18 protein-coding genes are annotated in these 23,122 nt (G+C 69.4%); 3 read left to right on the forward strand and 15 right to left on the reverse strand.

Annotated features, from left to right (window positions below):
* Nucleotides 1-4: 4 nt before the first annotated feature.
* Nucleotides 5-1,219: a cytochrome P450 gene (locus ABZ893_RS33270; RefSeq protein WP_361411526.1), complete on the forward strand. Its 1,215-nt coding sequence runs from the start codon at nt 5-7 to the stop codon at nt 1,217-1,219.
* A gap of 16 nt (nt 1,220-1,235) precedes the next feature.
* Here ABZ893_RS33270 and ABZ893_RS33275 read toward each other — a convergent pair whose 3' ends face one another.
* Nucleotides 1,236-1,766 carry a hypothetical protein gene (locus ABZ893_RS33275; RefSeq protein ID WP_361411528.1) on the reverse strand — a complete coding sequence of 177 codons (531 nt, stop codon included), beginning with the start codon at nt 1,764-1,766 and terminating at the stop codon, nt 1,236-1,238.
* Nucleotides 1,767-1,904: 138 nt separating this feature from the next.
* Between ABZ893_RS33275 and ABZ893_RS33280 the strand changes: the two genes are divergently transcribed.
* Complete coding sequence (locus ABZ893_RS33280; RefSeq protein ID WP_361411530.1) at nt 1,905-3,371, forward strand: membrane-associated oxidoreductase; 1,467 nt, start codon at nt 1,905-1,907, stop codon at nt 3,369-3,371.
* 43 nt (nt 3,372-3,414) lie between these two features.
* Here ABZ893_RS33280 and ABZ893_RS33285 read toward each other — a convergent pair whose 3' ends face one another.
* From ABZ893_RS33285 to ABZ893_RS33320, 8 genes are all read right to left on the reverse strand, one after another.
* Nucleotides 3,415-4,908, reverse strand: coding sequence for an aldehyde dehydrogenase (locus ABZ893_RS33285; RefSeq protein WP_361411532.1), 1,494 nt, complete (start codon nt 4,906-4,908; stop codon nt 3,415-3,417).
* Nucleotides 4,909-4,996: 88 nt separating this feature from the next.
* On the reverse strand, nt 4,997-6,532 hold the full coding sequence (locus tag ABZ893_RS33290; protein WP_361411534.1) for a helix-turn-helix domain-containing protein: 1,536 nt from the start codon (nt 6,530-6,532) through the stop codon (nt 4,997-4,999).
* A gap of 77 nt (nt 6,533-6,609) precedes the next feature.
* Nucleotides 6,610-7,530: a hypothetical protein gene (locus ABZ893_RS33295; RefSeq protein WP_361411536.1), complete on the reverse strand. Its 921-nt coding sequence runs from the start codon at nt 7,528-7,530 to the stop codon at nt 6,610-6,612.
* A gap of 10 nt (nt 7,531-7,540) precedes the next feature.
* A complete protein-coding gene (locus ABZ893_RS33300) occupies nt 7,541-8,527 on the reverse strand; it encodes a C-terminal binding protein (RefSeq protein WP_361411538.1) in 987 nt (328 codons plus the stop codon).
* On the reverse strand, nt 8,520-10,253 hold the full coding sequence (locus ABZ893_RS33305) for a hydantoinase B/oxoprolinase family protein (protein ID WP_361411540.1): 1,734 nt from the start codon (nt 10,251-10,253) through the stop codon (nt 8,520-8,522). Before ABZ893_RS33305 ends, ABZ893_RS33300 begins: the two co-directional genes overlap by 8 nt.
* The gene (locus ABZ893_RS33310; RefSeq protein WP_361411542.1) at nt 10,240-12,312 is read right to left on the reverse strand and encodes a hydantoinase/oxoprolinase family protein; all 2,073 of its coding nucleotides are present in this window, start codon (nt 12,310-12,312) and stop codon (nt 10,240-10,242) included. The genes ABZ893_RS33305 and ABZ893_RS33310 overlap by 14 nt, the downstream gene beginning before the upstream one ends.
* The gene (locus tag ABZ893_RS33315) at nt 12,309-13,394 is read right to left on the reverse strand and encodes a Gfo/Idh/MocA family oxidoreductase (RefSeq protein WP_361411544.1); all 1,086 of its coding nucleotides are present in this window, start codon (nt 13,392-13,394) and stop codon (nt 12,309-12,311) included. Before ABZ893_RS33315 ends, ABZ893_RS33310 begins: the two co-directional genes overlap by 4 nt.
* Nucleotides 13,384-14,088: an SDR family oxidoreductase gene (locus ABZ893_RS33320; protein WP_361411546.1), complete on the reverse strand. Its 705-nt coding sequence runs from the start codon at nt 14,086-14,088 to the stop codon at nt 13,384-13,386. The genes ABZ893_RS33315 and ABZ893_RS33320 overlap by 11 nt, the downstream gene beginning before the upstream one ends.
* Before the next feature lie 220 nt (nt 14,089-14,308).
* Here ABZ893_RS33320 and ABZ893_RS33325 point away from each other — a divergent pair, with 220 nt between their 5' ends.
* Nucleotides 14,309-15,994: an ABC transporter substrate-binding protein gene (locus ABZ893_RS33325; protein WP_361411548.1), complete on the forward strand. Its 1,686-nt coding sequence runs from the start codon at nt 14,309-14,311 to the stop codon at nt 15,992-15,994.
* Nucleotides 15,995-16,103: 109 nt separating this feature from the next.
* Here the strand turns inward: ABZ893_RS33325 and ABZ893_RS33330 are convergent, their stop codons facing one another.
* The 6 genes from ABZ893_RS33330 to ABZ893_RS33355 form a co-directional block, all read right to left on the reverse strand.
* The gene (locus tag ABZ893_RS33330; RefSeq protein WP_361411550.1) at nt 16,104-17,528 is read right to left on the reverse strand and encodes an APC family permease; all 1,425 of its coding nucleotides are present in this window, start codon (nt 17,526-17,528) and stop codon (nt 16,104-16,106) included.
* 107 nt (nt 17,529-17,635) lie between these two features.
* Nucleotides 17,636-18,847, reverse strand: coding sequence for a Xaa-Pro peptidase family protein (locus ABZ893_RS33335; protein WP_361411552.1), 1,212 nt, complete (start codon nt 18,845-18,847; stop codon nt 17,636-17,638).
* Between the two features lie 271 nt (nt 18,848-19,118).
* Complete coding sequence (locus ABZ893_RS33340) at nt 19,119-20,369, reverse strand: Xaa-Pro peptidase family protein (protein WP_361411554.1); 1,251 nt, start codon at nt 20,367-20,369, stop codon at nt 19,119-19,121.
* A 63-nt stretch (nt 20,370-20,432) separates the two neighbouring features.
* Nucleotides 20,433-21,782: an aspartate aminotransferase family protein gene (locus ABZ893_RS33345; RefSeq protein WP_361411566.1), complete on the reverse strand. Its 1,350-nt coding sequence runs from the start codon at nt 21,780-21,782 to the stop codon at nt 20,433-20,435.
* Nucleotides 21,783-22,022: 240 nt separating this feature from the next.
* The gene (locus tag ABZ893_RS33350; protein ID WP_361411556.1) at nt 22,023-22,784 is read right to left on the reverse strand and encodes an amino acid ABC transporter ATP-binding protein; all 762 of its coding nucleotides are present in this window, start codon (nt 22,782-22,784) and stop codon (nt 22,023-22,025) included.
* The coding region (locus ABZ893_RS33355; protein WP_361411558.1) for an ABC transporter permease subunit at nt 22,781-23,122 on the reverse strand (342 nt) is incomplete at its 5' end. The genes ABZ893_RS33350 and ABZ893_RS33355, both read right to left, overlap by 4 nt.

Consider the following 23,122-nt stretch of genomic DNA (forward strand, 5'->3'; position numbering starts at 1 on the left):
CCCCATGACCGCCGCCGCGCTCGCGCTGCTCGCGCCGCCCCTTCGCCTCCCCGCTGCCCAGGGCGGCTGCCCGTTCACCCCGCCGCCCGCGTACACGGAGGCCGCGCGTTCAGGTGCGGTCACCCGGTCCGTCCTGCCCGACGGCACGCCGTGCTGGCTCGTCACGGGTCACCGGGAGGTGCGTTCGGTCCTGTCCGACACGCGCTTCAGTGCCGACGCCCGTACCCCCGGCTTCCCGTTCCTCTCGCCCGGGCAGCGTCAACTCGCCACGTCCCGGCCGAGTTTCATCCGCCTGGACGACCCGGAGCACTCACGGCTACGGCGCCTGGTCAGCGGAGATTTCGTCCTGCGACGAGTCGATGAACTGCGTCCCGGCATCCAGCAGATCGTCGACGACACGCTCGACGCGATGGTGTCGGCCGGGGGCCCGGCCGACCTGGTGCGGGACTTCGCGCTCCCCGTCCCGTCCCTCGTGATCTGCATGATGCTGGGGGTTCCGTACGAGGACCACGGTGTGTTCCAGTCCCTCAGCCGCACCCTGCTCGACAACACGGCGAGCGCGGCCGAGGTCGCGGGCGCGCACAGGGCGCTCATGAACTATCTGGCGGTGCTGGCCGAACGTAAGGCGCAAGCACCCGGCGACGACATCCTGAGCCGCCTCGCCACCCGCGACGACCTCACACCCGCCGAAGTCGCCTCGCTCGGGTTCATGCTGCTCGTCACGGGCCACGAGTCCACGGCGAACATGACGGCGATCAGCACGCTCGCGCTGCTCAGGAACCCGACACTCATGGGGCGGCTCCGGAACGACCCGTCCCTGATGCCCGCCGCCGTCGAGGAGTTGCTCCGCCACCTGACGATCATCCACCTCGGCCTGGGGCGGGCCGCGAGGGAGGACGTGGAGGTGGGCGGGGTGACGATCTCGGCGGGGGACGGCGTGATCTGCATGTTGTCCACGGCCAACCGCGACGAGGAGGTGTTCGGCCCGACGGCCGACACCCTCGACGTGGACCGCCCCGACGCCCGCCGACACATGTCGTTCGGCTTCGGCGCCCACCACTGCCTGGGCCACGCGCTGGCCAGGGTGGAACTGGAGATCGTCCTGACCACCCTGCTCCGCCGCCTGCCGAACCTGCGCCTGGCCACCGACGAGTCGGCACTGGCCTACAACACCTCGGCCATCGTCTACGGAGTCAGAGCGCTGCCGGTGACGTGGTGAACGGCCCGGAGCCGGCTCAGCAGCCGGTTCCCCGCGGCTCGAACTTCACGCGCGCGTGCTCGGCCTGGCCGTGCACCTCGCTGTACGTCGCCGGGCTGACGCGGAACCAGCGGTCGTCCACCGCGGACTTCCCGTTCACATCGTCGAGCCGCACACACCACCGCTCGGGCCGCACGACCCGGGTGTACGACTCACTGCCCTTTCGGACCTTGCGGCACTTGTTGTAGTGGTCGGTGGTGTACCAGGTGCGGGTCGTCTTCCGCTTGCCGCTGCTGCGACGCGAGGTGTGCTTGACCTTCCGGGTGGCCGGCGAACACGACTTGACCATGTGCGGCCGGGTGCCCCTGGCGGTCTTCCTGGGCAGATGCCGGTCGGCGTCGTAGAGCCCGCGAACCAGATCGGGATTCTGCTGCTCCTGAGCGTACGAACCGCTCTTCCCCGGCCCCTTGGCCCCGCCGTGGTCCTGGCCACCGCCCGAACCGGAGCACGCCCCGAGACAAGCCACGAGCACCACCACAAGCCCGGCCAGCGCCGAACGCCCCTTCACGGATACATCTCCCCCAGCTCTACAAAAGCCATGCTCACGCCAACAGCAGCGCCCAGCGTAACGGACCGGTCCCCCAGGACTCACCTCCCGGCAAGCGCCGGTTGACACCCCTTCCGGCCTGCGGCCAGAGTCGTCGCCGTGGAGATCAACAATCTGACAGCGGCCGAGCGGCGGGTCTGGGAGGGGTTTCCCCGGGGGGAGGGGGTCGACTTCGTCGAGGAGTACGGGGATCTACCGGAGGACCCCGAAGTACCCGTCCCAGAGCGGACTTTGAGGGCATCCGTGCTCCGAAGGCTCCTCCTTCGCGGTGACCAGGAGCAAGGGCACACCCGCGAGCTGTGGGTGGCCGGGGCCCGGATCACCGGACACCTGTACCTCGGCTACAGCACGATCGACTTCCCGGTGCACCTGGAGGACTGCGTGTTCGACAAGGCTCCGAACTTCTACGGGGCCCAGATCCGTCAGCTCGAACTCCCCAACTCCACCATGCCCGACCTGCACGCCGCCACCGTACGGATCGACGGCGTTCTGCGGATCTCCGGGTGCCGCATCCCCGGCGCCGTCCGGCTCGGCGGGGCGCGTGTCGCCGGTGCGTTCTTCCTCGACGGCGCGAAGCTCGGCGGCGCCGCAGACCTCGACGAACCCGCCCTCCAGCTGAACCACTCCGTCATCGAAGGTGACATCTACGGCCGCGGGCTCGCCACTCACGCGCAGGTGCGGCTGGCCGGTGCGACGGTCGCCGGGACCGTCGATCTCGATGACGCCCGGCTGCACGACGGCGCAGGCAACGCCCTCGACGCCGAGAACCTCACGGTCGGTTCGGACCTGCGCGGAATGCGGCTCCAGACACGTGGCCGCCTGAATCTGCGCGGCGCCCGCATACCCGGCCAGCTCAACCTCGCGTACGCCGACCTCGCCGACCCCGAAGGCATCGCCCTGCGCGCCAGCAACGCGACGATCGGCGAGCTGTGGCTGCGCGACGCCCAGCCTCTGCGAGGCAAGCTCAACCTGCGTGGCGCCCGGCTCGACCTGCTCCACGTCGCCCCCGAGACCGTTCCCCGCGCGGTCAAACTGGACGGGCTGACCTACAGCACCCTCGCCCCGCACGAACCCGCCGAGAAACGCCTGCCGATGCTGCAACGGGACGAGGCAGGCTATGTCCCGTTCGCCTACGAGCAGTTGACCGCCTCCTATCTGCGGACCGGCGACGCGGACGCGGCCCGCTCCGTCCAGCTCGCCAAGCAGCGCCGCCACCGCTCGACGCTCCCGACCTACGCCCGGCTGTGGGGTCACCTCCAGGACGCCACCGTCGGCTACGGCTTCCGCCCGATGCGCGCCGCCGCCTGGCTCGCCTCACTCCTGGCCATCGGCTCGATCGCGTTCGCCCTGCACCATCCAAGCCCCCTCAAGCCCGACGAGGCCCCCGAGTTCAACCCCGTCTTCTACGCGCTCGACCTGCTCCTCCCCATCATCGACTTCGGCCAGGAGAGCGCCTTCTCCCCCACGGGCTGGTACCAGGGCCTCTCCTACCTCCTGATCATCACCGGCTGGGTCCTCGCCACGACCGTCGCCACGGGCATCACTCGCACCGTGAGCCGTCAGTAGGCCGTGGGGTTGCCACGAACAGTGCGTCCACGGCGATGGCCCCTCAGTCGTCCAGGTGGAACCACGACGTCTTGAGCTGGGTGTACTGCTCGATCGCGTGCAGCGACTTGTCGCGTCCGAAGCCGGACTGCTTGAAGCCGCCGAACGGCACGTTCACGTCACCGCGGTTGTAGCAGTTCACCCAGACCGTGCCCGCACGCAGGCGGCGGGCGATCCGGTGGGCCCGGCTGACGTCGCGGGTCCAGACTGCGGCGGCGAGACCGTAGACCGAGTCGTTCGCGACCCGCACCGCCTCGACGGCGTCCTCGACGGAGATCACCGAGAGCACGGGCCCGAAGATCTCCTCGCGCGCGACCCGCATCTCGTTGTGCACGCCCGCAAGCACGGTGGGCCGGAAGTACGAACCGCCGGTCTCGACCCGCGCCCGCTCCCCGCCAGCGACCACCCGCGCGCCCTCCTCCTCGCCGGCACGGACATAGCCCGCCACCCGGTCGAGATGGCCGGCGTCGATCAGCGCGCCCATCTGGGTCGCCGGGTCGAAGGGATCACCGGGCTGCCACTCCCGCGTCGCCTCGATCACGCGGGCGGTGAACTCCTCGGCGATCGGCGCCTCGACCACGAGCCGGGTGCCGGCGCTGCAGACCTCGCCCTGGTTGAAGTACGCGCCCTGGGCGGCCTCTTGGGCTGCGCGGTCGAGGTCGGGGGCGTCGGCGAGCACGACGTTGGCCGACTTGCCTCCGCACTCCAGGGCGACCACCTTCATGTTGGAGCGGGCCGAGTAGCCGAGGAACATCTTGCCGACCTCGGTGGAGCCGGTGAAGGAGATCTTGTCGACGTCCATGTGCAGGCCGAGGGCGGCACCGGCGGTCTCGCCGAATCCGGTGACGACGTTGAGCACGCCGTCGGGAAGGCCGGCTTCGGTGGCGAGCCGGGCCAGGGCGCAGACGACGAGGGGCGCCTGCTCGGCGGGCTTCACGATCACGGAGTTGCCCGTCGCGAGGGCCGGCGCGATCTTCCAGATGGGCATCCCCAGCGGGAAGTTCCACGGCACCACCGCGCCGACGACGCCGATCGCCTCCCTTGTGACGAGGGCGAGTTCGCTGTCCGGGGTCGGCATCACCTCGCCGGCGAGCTTGTCGATCGCCTCGGCGTAGAACTCCAGGACCCCCGCCGCGTCGTCGACCTCGGCGAGCGCGGCCGAGATCGGCTTGCCCGAGTCTGCGGTCATGATCATCGCCAGCTCGGAGCGCTGCTCGCGGATGCGGGCGACGAAGCGCATCATGACGGCTTTGCGTTCGCGCGGCGCGGCCCGTGACCAGCGGCCGTCCTCGAACGCCCGCCGGGCCGACGCGACGGCGAGGTCGACGTCTTCCGTGGTGCAGGCGGCGACCGCAGCGAGGGGCTTTCCGTCCACGGGGCTGATCCGTGTGAAGACCTCGCCGGACAGTGCGGGCCGGTAGCGCCCGTCGATGAAGGTGCCGCCTTCCGGGGCGGCGTCCGCGCCGAGGCGCGCCGAATCCGCGACGACTGTGGTCATCGTCGACCTCCTTGGCTGGTGTGAAGGTTGGGCAGATATGAAGGCTCATGACGGTGCGTCAGGGCTTATGACGGTGCGTCAGGCCTGGTCACAACTCGTCGCGGCTGCGGAACTGCCGCAGGCGCAGGGCGAGTTGTACCTCGAGGAGGTCCGAGCCGTCCTTGAGGCTGCGGCCGGTGAGCTGCTGGATGCGGTCGAGCCGGTACGCCAGGGTCTGGCGGTGGATGTGCAGCTCACCGGCCGTCGGGCCTGGGCGGCTGCCGTTGTCGAGGTAGACCTGGAGGGTCTGGAGCAGGGCGTGGTTCTTGTCCGCGCACATGAGGTTGCCGAGCACGCGGTCGAGGTAGCTGTCGACGCTCTTGGCGTCGACGAGGTGCTGGAGGAGCAGGTCGAGCGCGGCGCCGCCGGGTTCGTTGACCCCGACGCGTCCGGTCGCGGCCGAGGAACGTGCCTCGTAGAGGGCCTCGCGGAGGTGCTCGATGCCGGTGCGGAGCTGGCTGGTGCCGAGCACCGTGGCGATGCCGATGGTCTTGAGGTCCGCCCAGACGCGCTCGCCGATGTTGCCCTGCGGGTTGAGGGCCAGTACGAGGACGAGGCCCTCGGACCAGGTGGCGAGGAAGGCCTCGCTGGCGCGGGCCACGCTGTCCTCGACCCGGGCGAGCAGTGACTCTCGTATCTCCTCGCTCGGTGACTCAGCCCGGCAGGCGAGGACGACGTAGCGGTCGATCTCGTCGGGGGCGGTGCCCTCGAAGCGGTCCCTGATCAGCTGGAGGTCGACGGGCCCGGCCGCCGCCTCCTGGAACAGCTGATCGGCGTCGGCCCGGCGCCGCACCCGTACGCTCTCCAGGCTGGAGACCGTGAGGCTCAGCGCGGTGACCGCCTGCTCGACGAGCAGCGTCTGCCGTTCGTCCATGGGTTCGCTCGTGGCGACGATGAGGTAGGCGACCACTTCGCGAGTGCCCGGGATGGGTACGACGGTGATGCTGTCGCCGTCGGACTTGAAGGTGATCGACACGCGTGGGATGCCCGCCGAGCGGGCGTGGCTCCACAGGGAGCGCGCGTCGACCTCCTGGAGGCCTGCGAAGCCGATCAGCGTTCCGTAGTAGTCGAAGGCGGCGATGCGGGCGCGGCCGAGGGCCGTGCCGATGATCGAGACGACGGTGCGGGGGTCGCGCTCGTTCGTGACGACCGGGAGGAGCCGCCGGCTCATGGTGATCGCCTGGTAGAGCGCGGCGTACTTCTCCTTGTAGAGAGTGTCGAAGACGTAGCGGGTCAGCGCAATCAGGGGTACTTCGAACGGCACGACGAAGATGGCCAGGTCGTGGATCTCCGCCGCGTGCAGCAGGGCCGCCGGGACCTTCGTGTGCTCGGGTCCGACGGCGTAGCCGAGGGCGGTGCAGCCGGCGGCGACCAGGGCCGTGACGGTCGACTCGGCGGCGTCGTCGTCCAGGTCGCCGACCGCGTAGCCCGAGGTCAGCAGCACCTCGCCGTCGGAGATCCACTCGGCGGCGGTCGGATAGTCGCCGTAGTGCACCCACCAGATCGGCAGCTGGCGGGACTCGGGTCCGCCGGTCAGCTGCTCGAGCTTGAGCTCGCGATGGGAGAGCAGGTCACCTAGCCGCATCAGCACTCTTCCGTCCGGGTACGGCGGGTGACGGCTCCGCTCGCGGGGGCCTCACCCGCCATACCGTTGATCGTCACTCAGACCGCCGCCGCGGCCACTCCGAGGCCCTTGGCCCCTCGCGCCGAGGCGACCGCCTCGGGGTAGAAACGCTCGATGACCTGGCGAACGGTCTGCATACGGTGCACCTTCTCCTCGGCCAGCAGGACCGTCTCCTGCTCCAGGTGCCGGCCGGCCGGGTACAGCTCCGGGCTGTTGCGGATGCCGATCTTGATGTAGACCGGGGCCGCCACTCGGATGATCTCGGGGACGTCGTAGGTCCGCACGAAACCACCGAAGGAGTCCGGCGCCTCGACGTAGATGTCGATCGGGATGTCGATCCGCTTCCGGATGGCGGCGAGCTGGGGCAGGGTCAGTGCCGATGGCACATTCAGTGAGTCTACGCCCAGGTCAACGGCCTCCTGGGCCGAGACCGGGTTGGCTCCGAGGCCCGCGAGCGCCGAGGCCTTGATGACCAGGTCCGACGGCACGATGCCGCGCGTGCGGGCCTCGTTGAGGATGCGGATGGCGCCCCGGTCGGCGATCGTCAGGCCGCGCACACCGAGGCTGAGGCCGCGGGCGACGTCGTCGAGCAGGTGCCGCAGGCGGTCCATGCCCTCGGACTGGTGGGCGAGGTTGTGGCCGGCGATCGTGGTCGGCGTCGGGGTCGCGCCCCAGGTGCCGCGGGGGCCAGGGAAGGCGGAGAGTTCGACGCCCGCGCTGCGGGTCGCGCTGAGCATCCGCTCGAACTCCTCGTCGGTGGACATCTGGATGCCCGAACCCTGGCTCAGGCGGTGGACGTCGAGCCCCCGGCGCGACGACTCCTCGAGGGCGGCCTCGATGGCTGCCGGGCCCTCGATGCTGGCCAGTTCGAACCGGTACTGCGCGCCGTCCGGGAAGCGCTTCTCACTGCTCGGCAGGTCATAGGCGTCGCCCTTGGCGTAACCAAGATCAGAGAGCAAAGTGCGGGCACTATACATGGATTCCTCGCGATATAGATACGGAGTTCACGGAGTGAAGGGGGCGCCCGGTGTGGAAGACATTCACGACGTTCTCCGCCACGGTGCGGCGCAGTTCCTCGTAGGCCTCCTCGGAGTAGAAGGCCGCGTGGGGCGTCACGGTCGTGCCCGGGGTGGCGAAGATCGGGTCGTCCATCGACGGCGGTTCGGAGGCGATGACGTCGAGCGCCGCGACGGCCCGTCCCTCTTCCAGCGCCGCGCGCAGGGCGGTCTCGTCGATGACGGCTCCGCGGCTCGCGTTCACCACGCGCAGGCCGGGCTTGGCGTGGGCCAGCACGTCCGCGTTGATCATGTTGCGGGTCGCGTCGGTGAGCGGCGTGTGCACGGAGATGACGTCGGCCGAGGCGACCAGGTCGATCACCGTGGCGGCGCGTTCGACGCCGGTCCGCGCGAAGTCCTCGTCGGGCAGGACCGGGTCGTAGGCGCGTACCCGGTAGCCGAGCGCGGTCGCGTACTGGGCCAGCTTGCGGGCGATGCGGCCGAGGCCGAGCAGGCCGAGGGTGCGGCCGCTGATGCGGTGGAGCGGCCGGCCGAGGTCGTAGGTCCAGGTGCCGCCGCGGTAGAGCCGGTCGTACTCGACGATGCCGCGTTCGAGGTTGAGGATCAGGGCGAGCGAGTGCGTCGCCACTTCCTCGGTGCAGTAGTCGGGGGCGTTCGCCACCCAGATCTGCCGGTCGGTCGCCGCGTCGACGTCGATCCGGTTCACGCCGATGCCGTAGTGCGAGATGACGCAGGCCTGCTTCATCTGCTCGATGCGCGCCCGGTCGAGGACCGCGTACTGGTTGCAGACGGCGTCGGCGAGCGGGAGTTCGCGCTCCAGGAAGTCCGGGCCCTCGTCGGTCGCGTCGACGACGGTCGCGTCGATCCCCTTCAGCACCTCGCGCTCGATGTCGAGATCGGGATGCTTGCGGTCGGTGAACAGGACGCGGAACTCACTCATGACGGGCCGCCTTGCGCTGCTCCGAGTACTCGACGATGTGCTTGCCCTCGGGGTCGAGCCGCACTCCGTACAGCTCCCACGCGCTGTCGATGCTGACACGACCGTCGGCGACGTCCATCAGCACCATCTCGGCGGGCCGAAGGAGCGGGTCGCCGTAGCCGCCTGAGCCTGGGGTGTCGATCGTGATCACGTCGCCCTGTTCCAGGAGCATTCCGGTGATCTTCTGGTAGAGCGGCGCCTGCTCGCCGTCGCGGGTGAGCGCCTTGCGGCCCGGGGTGCCGCTGCCGCCGCCGAAGAGGCCCTGCGGTCGGTGCTCCTCGCCGTCGGAGCGCAGGGTGAGGCTCTGGTCGGGCGCGGTGACTCGGTACGAGCGGCGGAAGGCGAGGCCGCCGCGGAACTGGCCGGCGCCGCCGGAGTCCGGCAGCAGCGAGTACTCGCCGAACTCCAGCGGGTACTCCAGCTCGGCGGCCTCGACCGGCACGTTCATCACGTTGCCGACGTAGTCGTCGACCGCGTCCAGGCCGTCCTTGTTCGGGCGGGCGCCCATGGGGCCGCCGAGCAGGTCGAAGTACACGCCGTAGCGGCAGGTGTGCGGGTTGACGCCCGAGATCGACATCGCCGTGGTGTGCGCGTTCGACTGCGCCGGGATGCGGCCCGGCAGCGCCTTCGCCATCGCCGAGAGCAGGACGTCGGCCGTACGCATCACGGTGTAGTGGCGGGCGCCGCAGGGAGCCGGGAACTCGGGGTTCACGACCGAGCCCTTGGGCGCCTTGATCTTCACCGGCCGGAAGGCGCCTTCGTTCTGCGGGATGTCCGGGTCGGTGACGCACTTGGTGATCAGGTACGCGGCTGCGCCGATCGCCGCCGGGACCGCGTTGAACGGGCCACGGCACTGCTGGGACGAGCCCTCGAAGTCGTAGACCATGTCGCTGCCGTCGACGATCACGGTGCAGCGGATCCAGACCTTCTTGTCGCGGTCGACGCCGTCCTCGTCGAGGAAGCCCTCGGCGAAGTAGCGGCCGTCCGGAATCTCCTGGATGCAGCTGCGGAGCCGGCGCTCGGTGTAGTCGAGGCGGTCCTCGGCGACCTGGAGCACGGTGTCGACGCCGTGCCGGGCGCACAGCTCTTCGAGGCGGCGGACGCCGGTCTTGTTGGCGGCGAGCTGGGCGCGCAGGTCGCCGAGGAGGCGTTCGGGCTGACGCGTGTTGGTGCGCAGGAGGTCTTCGAGGGTCTCGTTGATCTCGCCGTCGCGGTAGAACATCGTCGGCGAGAGGCGTACGCCCTCCTGGAAGATGTCCGTGACGTCGTTGCCGATCGAGCCGGGCGCGCGGCCGCCGACGTCGAGGTGGTGGGCGACGGTCACCGAGAAGGCGATGGCGACGCCGTCGACGAAGACGGGGCTGAAGAGCGCGACGTCGGGGAGGTGACTGCCGCCTGCGTACGGGTCGTTGAAGATGATCGCGTCGCCGGGCCGCAGCTTCTCCAGCGGGAACTTGGTGCGCAGCGTCTCGCGCAGGGCGCCGCCCGCGAAGCCCAGGTGGGCCGGGATCGACTCGGACTGCGCGATGAGCTGGCCGGTCGCGTCGTAGAGCGCCGCCGAGCAGTCGGCCGCCTCACGGATCACCACGGAGTAGGCGGAACGCTGGAGCGTCGCCATCATCTCCTCGGCGATGGACACGAGGGAGGCATGGACGACCTCGGTCGTCACAAGGTCAGGCGTCGCCACTGGAGAGTCCTTCCACGTTGATGTCGATGATCAGGTTTCCGTAGCCGTCGGCCACCATGCGGTCGCCGGAGAGGAGCAGGATCGAGGTGTCCTCGGCCTCCACGAGGGCGGGGCCCTCGATGACGTTGCCGCCGCGCAGGTGCTCGCGCTTCCACACGTCGACCTTGCCGGCGCCGTCGGGGAAGGTGGCCGGACGGGAGCCGAGGTAGGCCTGGCTCTCCGGCTCGGCGGCGCCCGTCACTTCGTTGATCTGGAGGCTCGTGCCGGGTGCGACGGCCGTGACCCGCAGGTTCACGAACTCGACGGGCTCGCCCTCGGCGCTGTGGCCGTAGGTCCGCTCGTGCTCCTTGTGGAACGCGGCGACCGCTGTCTGGATCGACGCGTGGTCGACCGCTCCGGCCGGGAAGGGCACCGTGAGTTCGTAGGCCTGGCCCTCGTACCGCATGTCCGCGCGGCGGACCATGTCGCGGCCTTCGCGGGCCACGCCCTCGCGGTCGAGGTCGTCGTTGCCGGTGGCCTCCAGGTCGCTGAAGGCGTGCATGATGTCGGCCGGGTCGACCGCCGAGGCGGAGACGCGACGGGTGCTGGTGTAGTCGTGCCGGATGTCGGCGACGAGGCAGCCGAGCGCGGAGAGCGCCGACGAGCCGAGCGGTACGAGGACGCGCGGGACGCGGAGTTCGCGTGCCATCGCGGCGGCGTGCAGCGGTCCTGCCCCGCCGAAGGCCATGAGGACGAAGTCGCGCGGGTCGTAGCCCCGTTGGAGCGAGACGAGCCGGACGGCGTTCATCATGTTCGACTCGGCGATACGGACGATGCCGGCCGCGGTCTCCTCGACGGTCAGCCCGGCCTCGGCGGCCAGCGCGGCCACCGCTTCCTCGGCCGCGGCGGCGTCGAGGCGCATCCGTCCGCCGAGGAAGGTGGCCGGGTCGATGCGGCCGAGCACCAGGTTGGCGTCGGTGACCGTGGCGAGGGTGCCGCCGCGGCCGTAGCAGGCGGGGCCCGGGTCGGCGCCTGCGCTGGCCGGACCGACGCGGAGCGCGCCGCCGGAGTCGACCCAGCCGATGGAGCCGCCGCCCGCGCCGACGGTGTGCATGTCGACCATCTGCGTACGCAGGGGCCGCCCGTCGATCTCGCCCTCGGTGGTCATGCGCGGCCGGCCGTCGAGGATGACCGCGACGTCGCAGGAAGTGCCGCCCATGTCCATGGTGATCACGTTCGAGATGCCCGCGAGACCGGCCGCGAAGGCGCTGCCGATGACTCCGCCGCTGGGGCCGGAGAGCGCGCTGTTGACCGGGCGTTCGGCGACCAGCTCGGGGTGGGTGACGCCGCCGTTGGACTGCATCACCATGAACCCGGGGTTGTCGTCGCGTGCCGCGAGTCCGACGCGTACGTCCGTCATGTAACGGGCGACGCGCGGCATCGCGTAGGCGTTGGCCACGGTCGTGCTGGATCGCTCGAACTCACGGAACTCCGGGTTCACGTCGCAGGAGAGCGAGACGTGCAGGTCCGGGCTGACCGAGCGGATCAACTCGGCGGCCCGGCGCTCGTGTTGGGGGTTCACGTAGGAGTGCAGGAAGACGACCGCGATCGACTCGATGCCCTCCTCCACGGCCCGCCGGGCGTGGGCGAGGACTGCCTCCTCGTCGAGACGCGTGACGACGTCGCCGTTCGCGGAGATCCGCTCGGTCACCTCCCAGCGCCAGCGGCCGGGCACGAGCACCTGGGGCTTGTCCTGGAACAGGTCGTACAGCTTGGCCCGCTTCTGGCGGCCGATCTCCAGGACATCGCGGAAGCCCTGCGTCGTGAGGAGTGCCGTGGGCGCGCCGTTGCGCTCCAGGAGCAGGTTCGTCACGACCGTCGTGCCGTGGACGATGGACTCGACCTCGCTCAGCGAGGCGCCGGACAGCTCCAGGATGCTGTCGATGCCGTTCAGCAGCCCGATCGACGGGTTGCTCGGCGTCGAGGGGACCTTCGTGATCTTGAGGTTGCCGTCCTCGTCGAGGAGGACGACGTCCGTGAAGGTGCCGCCGACATCAATACCGATCTTTGCCGTTCTCACGTGGTCTCCGACTTCATTGCAGTGCCGTACGGCAGGGGTGGAGTGCCTGTGTCGTGGGTGGGGTGGAGGTAGGTGACGGTCTCCAGCGCCTCCTGCACCTTGATCCCGTTCTCGATCCCGGGAAGGTCTTCGCAGGGCCGGCCCCGGACCCCGTCCAGGAACCGGTCGACCAGCCGGGCCAGGCGCGGGCGGAGGTCGTCGCCGGGTGTGCCCGGCCCGCTCGGCAGACCCTGGTGGACGGTCCGTACGTCGTCGGGTCCGCGGTGGACGCGCGCGATGCCGCGTGCCTCGTCCATCACGAGCGTGGCCCGGGTTCCGACGACGGTGAGTTCGCTGGCGAAGGCGCCGTGCGTGGGCGTCAGCGTGACCGCGAAGCCCGCTCCGCCCGGCGCGCGGCCGGTGACGGTGAAGGCGTCGTCGGCGGCGCTGGGGGTGCCGGCCCGCTCCGCGATGCTCGACCAGCGCGTTCCCCCGGTCTCCCAGGCGAAGGGCGCGAACCAGAAGAGGCTGTCGAGCAGGTGCGAGCCGATGGCCCGGGCGATCCCGCCGCCGTGCGACTCCTCCCAGAGCCACCCGTGGGGCTGCGCGGCGAGCCGTTCGTACGACGGGTAGCGCACCGTCCAGACCAGGCTCCGTACGTCCCCGAGGCCGCCTCCGGCGATCTCGTGGCGCACGGCCTGCCGGATCTCGGAGAAGCGGAACTCGAAGTCCATCGCGAACAGCGCGGTGCTCTCGTCCGCGGCCTTCCGGACGCGGAGCGCGTCCTCGAGGTCGCCGGTCAGCGGCTTCTCGCACAGGACGTGGATACCTCGGCCGAGTGCGGCGATCGCCGGTTCGGCGTGTGCGTCCGGCCGGGACGCGATGACCAGTACGTCGGGCCGTGCCTCGTCGAGCATCCGCCGCCAGTCGTCGAACCCCTCGACTCCGTGCAGGAAACGGGCGGCTTCCTGACCGCGTCCGGGCCGGGCCGAGCAGATGGCGACGACGCGTGCCGCCGCGGCGTCGCCCCAGGCCTGCGCGTGGTGGCTGAGGCCGAAGCCGGTGCCGAGAACGGCGACACGGACGGTCGGGTCAGCGGGCACTGTGGCCTCCGTCCACCACGAGCGAGGTGCCGTGGACATAGCTGGAGGCGTCGCTGCCCAGGAAATGGATGGCCTCGGCGATCTCGGCCGGCTTGCCCGCCCGGCCGAGCAGGCCGTACGTGGTGCGCAGTTCCGGCTTGGCGTCGAGGGTCTCCAGGCCCATCGCGGTCTCGGTCAGACCGGGGCACACGGCGTTGATCCGGATGCCCTGGTGGCCGTAGTCGATCGCGACGCCGCGCACGAGGCCCATCAGCGCCGACTTGGTCATCGTGTAGACGACGTTCGAGCCGAAGCCGATGAACGCCCCGACGGACGCGGTGACGACGACGGTGCCGCCGCCGTCCTCGATCATCGTCGGGAGGAATGCGCGGCAGGTCTTGGTAATGCCGTCGACATTCACGGCGAAAAGCTTCTCGTAATCCTCTTCCGAGGTGTCGAGCAATCCGCCGGCGACATTGATACCGGCGTTCGCGACCAAAGTGCTCACCGGACCGAAGTTCTCGCGTACCTGTGCGGCAGCCTCACGAATTGCTGCCTGGTCGGTGACATCGACTTCGTCAAAACTGGTGAAAACAGTGTCGCCCGGGTTTTTCAGATCCCATCCGACGACGCGATGACCACGGTCGGCGAATGCGTGAGCGGTGGCCTGTCCGATGCCGCCGGCCGCTCCGGTAATCACCACAAGACGATTCACGGTTCGTACCCCTCTCAACGGCCACCAACGTAGGCGGACGGCGAAGCGCGGGTCTTCAGTCAAAGGCAAGAAACCGGGTGGGCGGGGCTTCTGGTTTTTGTCTGAAGACCTGCCCCCGCCTGCTGTTTAGCGTGGTGATTCGACAGTTTCGGCAGTGGCGGGCGCGTCCGACGGGGTCGGTACGCGGCCGCACCACGAACCCTCTGGCCCGAGGCGGAGCATGGAGATCGCACGCAAGCAGGTACCGGCCGGCGCCACGGTGGCGAGGATCGGAGTCAGGCGCCCGCCCCTCGTCGAGGGCGAGATCGTGGTGTCGGCGTCCGACGAGGGCCGCGCGGGCGCGCCCGGGGAGCTGGTCGCGTACGCGCGCGGCTTCCTGCGGACCGCCCGCGACGACGTGCGCTTCCTCTGGCGCATGGGTGACGCGTGGCTCGCCGTGCAGATCGAGCGCCAGGTGCGGCCGGAGCCGCGCTCCGACGAGGCGGTGCTGTCCTGGGCGGCCACCGAGCTGCCCGGCGGCGTGACCTCGCGCGAGATCGACATCCTGACGTTGCTGGCGATCGGCCTCACCAACGGCCAGATCGCCGAGCGCCTCGGCACGAGCACACGCACGGTGTCCACGCAGGTGGAACGGCTCCTGCTCAAGCTGGAGCAGAGCCGGCGCGGCGGTCTCGCCGCGCTCGCCGTGGACGCGGGCCTGCTGCGGCTGCCCATCCCGGGCGGCGCCACCGGCCTCACCTCGATCGGTCCGGTCGAGGTCGAGCAGCGGTCCGGGCACGCGGGACACCACGACCGCGCGCTCGACCGCCCGACGATCGTGACCTTCCCCGGAAAGCGCCCCTTCCGCATCGGCACCCTCGCCGCGTCGTACGGGTCCCTCACCGCTGACGGAGTCGAGGCCGCCCGAGGCTCGGCGATCGCCGTCGAGGAGATCAACGCCCGGGGCGGGATCGGCGGCCGCACGGTCCAGCACGTCGTCGCCGACGTCGACATCCTCGACCCCTCGTCCGTACGCCGGGGCATGGCGGAACTGATCGACCAGCGCGTCGACGCCATCACCACGACGAACCTGGGCCAGGTCAACCCCTTCGACTTCGAGCAAGTGGCCGAGTACGGCCGCCCGTTCGCGTATCTGGCGCCCCGCGCGCCCGAAGACCGCGCGGTCGACGCCGACCCGGCGCACTTCTGGAACGTCCTTCGCACCCACCCGGCCGAGGGCCACCACGGACGCGGCTTCGCGAGCCTCTTCGAGAACCTCGCGGCGCGCTCGGGCCTGGCGCCCGGCGGCGGCCGCATCGTCCTCGTCGAGACCGAGGCACTGCGCGCCCACACGACGGCCACCGCCTTCCTGGAGTGCGCGGCCGGTGCCGGCTATGAACTCGGCGAGCCGATCCAGGTGCCGTCCGGTACGCCGGACTGGCGCGAGGTCGTCGGTCGCGTGGACGCGATGGATCCGGGCGCGGTTGTGATCACGCACCTGGTGACCGACACCAGCGTCGAACTGCGGAGCACGCTGCGGGCCGGCGGCTCGCACCACCTTCTCTACTTCCTGCACGCGGCCTCGGTGCCGAGCCGCTCCGGCCTGGACGACATCGTCGGGCGGGTGCTCTGGTCGACGGAGCCCGTCGGCTCGGACGACCCGCTCGCCCGTGAGTTCCTGGAGCGCTACCGGCACCGTTTCGGCCAGGAGCCCGTGTGGCCCGTCGCCACGACCGCCTACGACCAGGTCCGGATGTTCGCGCAGGCGTGGGCGTCGACGGGAACCCGTGACCCGCGCCGCGTCGCCCAGTTCCTGCGGCACTCGGCCCACCGCAGCCTGGGCGGTGCCTGCGTTCTGGGAACGCCGACGCTCACCACGGCCGTCCCTGCCGCGGCCATGGGCCACCGGCGCGCGGGGCTCGCGTAGGCATAAAGAACGAAGGGGAACGTCGTACTGCGGCGCCGGGTGGACCCGGCGCCGCAGTACGACGTTCCCCTTTCCCGTGAGCCCGTGAGCCCGTCAGCCCGGGCTCCCGTCAGCCCGTCCCGAGCCGTGCGTACACCTCCGGCCGCCGCTTCTTGATCGAGTGCGCGAACACGAATCCGGCGACGAACAGCACGTACAGGCCGCCGATCAGACACGTTCCGACGGTCTGGCTGACCGGGAGCAGAACGGTGATGTTCGTGAGTCCCAGATAGAGGACGACGCTCAGTCCGGCGAGCGAGAGAACCGGAGCGATCAGCCTTCGCCAGACGCCGAACTTCTGCACCATCGGAGGACGGTTCAGAAAGACCAGTACGGCGATGTTCGTGAGTACGAACAGGAAGAAAAGGCCGTAAGAGAAAATTCCGGCGAGTTGTGCGTAGAACGCATTCGCGTCCACTCCGACCAATGCCGCGGCGACCACTCCCACCATGAGTGTGGCACCGGTCGCGACGGAAGCGCGGTGCGGCGAGTGATGTCTCGGGTGCGCCGTTCCGAGCGACCTGGGAAGCACTCCGTCCGCCGCGAGCCGGAACACGTACCGGGACAGGACGTTGTAGAGGGCCAGCGATGCGGCGATGACGCTCGTGTTGAGCAGGACGGACGTCGCGTCGACGGTGAAGAGACCGGCGTACTTGTTCATCGTGGTGAGGACGGAGCCGCTGGGATCCGCGAGTGCGGCGGCCTTCGCCTTGCCCTCCCCCAGGCCCTCGACGGTCACCCAGGTGGTGAACGCGTAGAAGATTCCGATACCCACGATGAACATATAGGTGGCTCTCGGAATACTGCGGTCGGGATCCTTGACCTCGTGCCGGAACACGACGGTCGCCTCGAATCCCCCGTACATCATCGCGGCGAAAAGGAGCGCGACTCCCAGTGACCCGGAAAAGGCGTACTGCGGGTGCAGGAAGTTGGCGGTGAGTCCGTGGGCTCCGCCCTTCACGACCACCATCGCGTCGTAGAACCCGACGATCACGAGTTCGGCCACCAGCAGGATCGACAGCACCTTCGCGGACACGTCGATACGGAAATACCCGAGCACGCCGCAGAACAGCAGGAGCGGAACCGCGTACAGCCACCAGGGTTCCTGGTGCCAGCCGAACCGGGCGAAAAGTCCGTTGACCGACAGGCCGAAGAACGAGAAGTTCGACACCGAGATCACGTAGTACCCGGCGATGGCGACGAATGCCGCTCCCATACCCGCGCGGCGGCCGAGACCGGCCGCGACGAAGGAATAGAAACCGCCGGGCTGTTCGATACCGCTGGACATCGCGACGAACCCGAGCGCGAAAAGCATCAGAACAACGCCACCGAGGATGAAGGCCGTCGGGGCGCCGACTCCGTTTCCGTAGCCGACGACGATCGGCTGATAGGCGACGGCGCCGATGAGCGGCCCGTTGTAGGCGAGCAGCGTGAATATCAGGTGCGGAATGCCGAGGCTGCCGCGCAGGCGCCCTTCGGTGGCCTCTTCGGTCACGTCGGGCGAATCCTGCGGCAAACTGGCCGAGTCAATGCTCATAACGCTCCTCGAAAGATGTACTGGGTGACGGGCCGGCCGCCGGTGCCGGGCCCGTCGGGCGAGGGTTATCGGACGACCAGCTCGCGCAGCGCGCCCGGGGTGAGCACCTCGCACCCGTCCTCGGTCACGGTGACGGTCTCGCTGAAGCCGACGCCGTGGCGGCCGCCGGTGAAGATGCAGATCGGCAGGTGGAAGGTCATGCCGGGACGCAGTTCGCGCTCGGCGCCCAGAGCGATGTAGGTGGGCGACTCGGTCCACGTCGGCTGCATACCGAGCCCGACGGAGTAGCCGTAGACCTCGTGCCACCAGATCTCGTCCCACACCGGCTGCAGGCCCTTCTTGGCGACCTGGGCGATGTCGTCGCCGGTGCGGCCGGGGCCGATGTTCTCGATGAGCAGGTTCAGCGTCTCCAGGCTCGCGTCCGCGAGGCGGCGCACCTGCGGGGACGGGTTGCCGATGACCGCGGCGCGCTGGGTCGGGGCGTTGTAGCGGTTGAAGGTGCCGGTGTACTCCAGGAAGATCGTGTCGCCGTCCTGCAGCTTCGTGCGCTTGAAGGGCATGTGCGGGCCGAGCCCGGCACGGTGGCCCGCCATGCACATGCCGTCGATCGACAGGAGTTCGCTGCCGCCCGCGATCATCGCCGCGTAACCGGCGGCCACGATCTCGTTGTCGGTCGCTCCGGCGCGGGTCGCCTCGAAGGAGGCCTCGATGCCGAGGGCGGTCAGCTTGCCGGCGCGGCGCATGTAGTCCAGCTCGGCCGGGGTCTTGACGACGCGCTCGTCGAGGACCAGCTCGGTGGTGTCGACGAAGGTGGCCTTCGGCATCCGGCCCGTGAGCGTCATGTAGCTCTTGGTGTCGTAGGCGCCGATCGCGAACGTGTCGGAGTAGCCCATCTCGACGCCGATGGTCTTGTCGCCGTAGCCGCGCTCCAGGAGGACGTCGGCGAGCTGGTCGGCGGTCGAGGTGTCGTTCTGCGTGTCGTAGACGGCGATGTCGTCGACGATCGAGTTGTAGAGCACGCACGGGACTTCGAGCTCCGCGGTGTGCGTGGCCGGGCGGCCTTCGAGAGGGAGCAGACCGACGCCGTAGCACGACGGCATGGTGCTGTCGTAGCCGGTGAGGTAGGTCCAGTTCGAGGTGTTGGAGACGATCAGGAGGTCGAGGCCGCGGGCGCGCATCCGCTCGCGCACCGCCGCGATGCGGCGCTCGTACTCGGCCACCGGGAAAGGCAGCTCGGGCTTCAGTCCGGCCTGCCGCAAACGCTCTTCGAACTTCATTCTGCGGGGTCCTTTCGAATGCATCGAGATGGCTCGACGTCGAAGTTTCAACAGATGCTAGGGAGGGCCTGTGACCTCGGTCATCAGACAAACGCAAGAACGTTGTCCGGCCCTCCTGTGCCAAAGGACAGAAAAAATCCGGGCAGCCAAAACGTGAAGATCGCTTGCCGGGAAAGGCGAAAGCCCAGGCGCGGCAAAACTGCCTGCGCCTGGGCTCTCACCCCCTGCCGGTCTCCGCCCACGCCCTTACGCGGCACACCCGTCCGCGCGCTCAGCGCAGCAGCAGTTCCCTGCCGGTGCCGAGGGTGAGCAGCTCGCAGCCGCTGTCGGTCACGACGACGCTCTCGCTGAAGCCGACGCCCTCACCGCCCGGCACCCACGGGTTGATCGCGAGATGGAAGGTCATGCCCGGCTCAAGGACCCGCTCACCGCCGAGTTCGATGTAGACCGCGTTCTCGGTCCACGACGGCTGGAAGCCCATGCCGATCGAATAGCCGTAGCCGCCGTGGAAGAAGGCGTCGGGCACCTTCTTCCAGACCGGGGCCGCGAGCCGGGCGATGTCGTCGCCGGTGCGACCCGGCTTGATCTCGGCGAACAGGATGTCGAGCACTTCAAGGGTCGCGTCCGTCAGCGCGAGGACCTGCGCCGAGGGCTTGCCGACCACGGCCGTCCGCATGATCGGAGCGCTGTAGCGCCAGACGGTGCCGGTCATCTCCAGGAAGACCGGATCGCCGTCCCTGAGGACGTTGTCGCGGTACGGCAGGTGCGGCATCAGGCCCGTGCGCTCGCCGCTCGCCACGATCGGGTCGATCGACATCGCGTTGCTGCCGGCCTTCGTCGCGAAGGCGTAGGCCTCCGCCGCCACCGCGTTCTCGCTCACCCCGACGCCCGCGACCTGCAACGCGGCCAGCGCGGCCTCCGTACTGATCCGGCCGGCGGCGCGCATCTTCGTGAGCTCCGCGTCGGACTTGATCAGCCGCAGTTCAAGGACCCGCTCGGCCACATCGACGATCGACAGGTTCGGCAGCGAATCGGTCAGCTCTTGATACGTGGCTACGTCCACGCCGCTCGGGCCGAAGTTGTCGGGGCTGGACAGCTCCATGCCGATCCGGGCCGAGGCGAGGCCGCGTGACCGCAGCAGCCGGGCGAGCGCGCCGGCCGCGCTGCTGACATCGGTCCAGGGGAAGACCACCAGGTCCTCGACGATGCTGTGCCGCAGGATCGTGCCGACCTCCGGGTCGGCGCACTGCACGGTCAGGTTGCCGTCGGCGGTGATCAGCGCCGCGAGATAGGTCGGCGGCATACAGGTGTCGGCGCCGGTGAGATAGCCGATCGTGGGCGTCGTGGTCAGCAGCAGCGCGTCCAGGCCGAGATCGCCGGCGGTCTTGATGGCGCGGGCCACCCGCCCCTCGAACTCCTCGCGCGGAAAGGCGAGTTCCTTCTCCACGCCTTTGTCGCGCAGCGTGCGGTAGACGTACGACTCGTATTCATTGGACTTGTTCGACATGGGATTGTTCGACATGGGAAATGCCTTCCTCGTACCTGTCGGTCCGCGGCCCCGGGACGTCGAGGGGTCTCTTGGGTCTCAGAGGCGTTCGCACGCCTCGCTCAGCACCGAGCGGAGGATGTGCTCCATCTCGTCGAACTGCTCCTGGTCGCAGATCAGCGGCGGCGCGACCTGGACGACCGGGTCGCCGCGGCCGTCGGCGCGGCAGTACAGGCCCGCCTCCAGGAGCCGGCGGGACACGAAGTCGAGCATCTCCAGCTCGGTCTCGTTGTCCTTGAAGTGGCCCTTGTTCTCCTTGTCCGGCACCAGCTCGATGCCGTAGAAGTAGCCCTCGCCGCGGACGTCGCCGACGATCGGCAGATCCGCCAGCTTCTCCAGTGTGCTGCGGAACGCGTTCTCGTTGGCGAGCACGTGCGCGTTCAGGCCCTCGCGCTCGAAGATGTCGAGGTTGGCCAGGGCCATCGCCGTCGCGACGGGGTGCCCGCCGAAGGTGTAGCCGTGCAGGAAGGTGTTGTCGCCCTTGGCGAAGGGCGCGAAGACCTTCTCGTTCACGATGGTGGCGCCCAGCGGCGCGTAGCCGGAGGTGATGCCCTTGGCGCAGGTGATCATGTCGGGCTCGTAGCCGTAGCGCTCGGCGCCGAACATGTGGCCGAGGCGGCCGAACGCGCAGATCACCTCGTCGCTGATCATGAGCACGTCGTACTCGTCGCAGATCTCGCGGACGCGCTCGAAGTAGCCGGGGGGCGGCGGGAAGCAGCCGCCGGAATTTTGCACCGGTTCGAGGATGACGGCCGCCACGGTGTCGGCGCCCTCGTTCTCGATCGCGACCGCGATCTGGTCGGCGGCCCAGCGGCCGAAGGCCTTGACGTCGTCGTCGTGGATCGGCGCGCGGTAGAAGTTCGTGTTCGGCACCCGGAACGTGCTGGGCACCAGCGGCTCGTACGGCGCCTTGATGCCGGCCAGGCCCGTGATCGACAGCGCGCCGTGGCTGGTGCCGTGGTAGGCGATCGAGCGCGAGATGACCTTGTGCTTGGTGGGGCGGCCCGTCAGCTTGAAGTACTGCTTGGCCAGCTTCCAGGCGCTCTCGACGGCCTCGCCGCCGCCGGTCGTGAAGAAGACCCGGTTCAGGTCGCCCGGCGCGTACCCGGCGATGCGCTCCGCCAGTTCGATGGCGCTGGGGTGCGCGAACGACCAGATCGGCATGTAGCCGAGCTGCTTGGTCTGTCGCGCCGCCGCCTCGGCGATCTCGCCGCGGCCGTGGCCGACCTGGTTCGCGTACAGCCCCGCGAGCGCGTCGAGATAGCGCTTGCCCGTGGAGTCCCAGACGTACGCGCCCTCGCCCCGCACCATGATCGGCACGTCCTTGGCGTCGTACGCCGACATCTTGGTGAAGTGCATCCAGAGGTGCTTGCGCGCGGCAGCCTGCATCGCGGCTTCGTCGAAGGGCGCACCGCCCATGGTTTCCAGCTGGCTCATGGCGGCATGGGACCACGCCGCACGGAAGCCGCACATGCGTCATTTGACGGACAGACGGGCACGGCGGCCCAGGGTGCGCACGTAAAAACGCACACGTAAAAACGCACCCCTAAAAGGAAAGGGGGGCGGTGCGGACCTGTGGCCCGTACCGCCCCCTTTTCACCTGTCGCGCTCAGCGAGCCCCGGTGGTGCTCAGAGGACCTTCGAGAGGAAGGACTTGGTGCGTTCGTGCTGGGGGTTGGTCAGCACGTCACGGGGGTTGCCGGATTCGACGACGACGCCGCCGTCCATGAAGACGAGGCTGTCGCCGACCTCGCGGGCGAAGCCCATCTCGTGGGTGACCACGACCATGGTCATGCCGGACTCGGCCAGGTCCCGCATGACGTCCAGGACGTCACCGACCAGCTCCGGGTCCAGGGCCGAGGTCGGCTCGTCGAACAGCATCAGCTTGGGGTCCATGGCCAGCGCGCGGGCGATCGCGACGCGCTGCTGCTGGCCGCCGGACAGCTGCGAGGGATAGTTCCCCGCCTTGTCCCCGAGGCCCACGCGTTCCAGGAGCTGGGCCGCGCGTTCGCGGGCCGCGCTCTTGGGCTGGCGCTTGACCTGGACCGGGGCCTCCATGACGTTCTCGAGGGCGGTCATGTGGGGGAACAGGTTGAAACGCTGGAACACCATGCCGATGTCACGGCGCTTGAGGGCGACCTCGCTGTCCTTGAGCTCGTAGAGCTTGTCGCCCTTCTGCCGGTAGCCGACCAGGTCACCGTCGACGTAGAGGCGGCCGGCGTTGATCTGTTCCAGGTGGTTGATGCACCGCAGGAACGTCGACTTGCCCGAGCCGGAGGGGCCGATGAGGCAGAAGACCTCGCCCTCCTTGACCTCCAGGTCGATGCCCTTGAGGACCTCGACCTGACCGAACGACTTGTGGACGCCTTCGGACTTCACCATCGCGGTCATGCCACGGCCCCCTTACGGCTCGACAGGGACAGCACGTTCTTCTTGACCTTCTGCCACGGAGTGGGCGGCAGCGTGCGGGACGACCCGCGCGCGTAGTGACGCTCCAGGTAGTACTGCCCCACACTCAGGACCGACGTCAGGACCAGGTACCAGGCGGCGGCGAGGAAGAACATTTCCACCGGTGCGCCGGAGTTCTGGCCGATGTCCTGGGCGTAGCGGAACAGTTCGTAGAACTGCACGGCCGAGACGAGGGAGGTCGTCTTGAGCATGTTGATGACCTCGTTGCCCGTGGGCGGCACGATCACCCGCATCGCCTGCGGGATCACGATCCGGCGCAG

The organism is Streptomyces sp. NPDC046821 (assembly GCF_040645335.1).
In the GTDB taxonomy this organism is placed as follows: Bacteria; Actinomycetota; Actinomycetes; order Streptomycetales; family Streptomycetaceae; genus Streptomyces.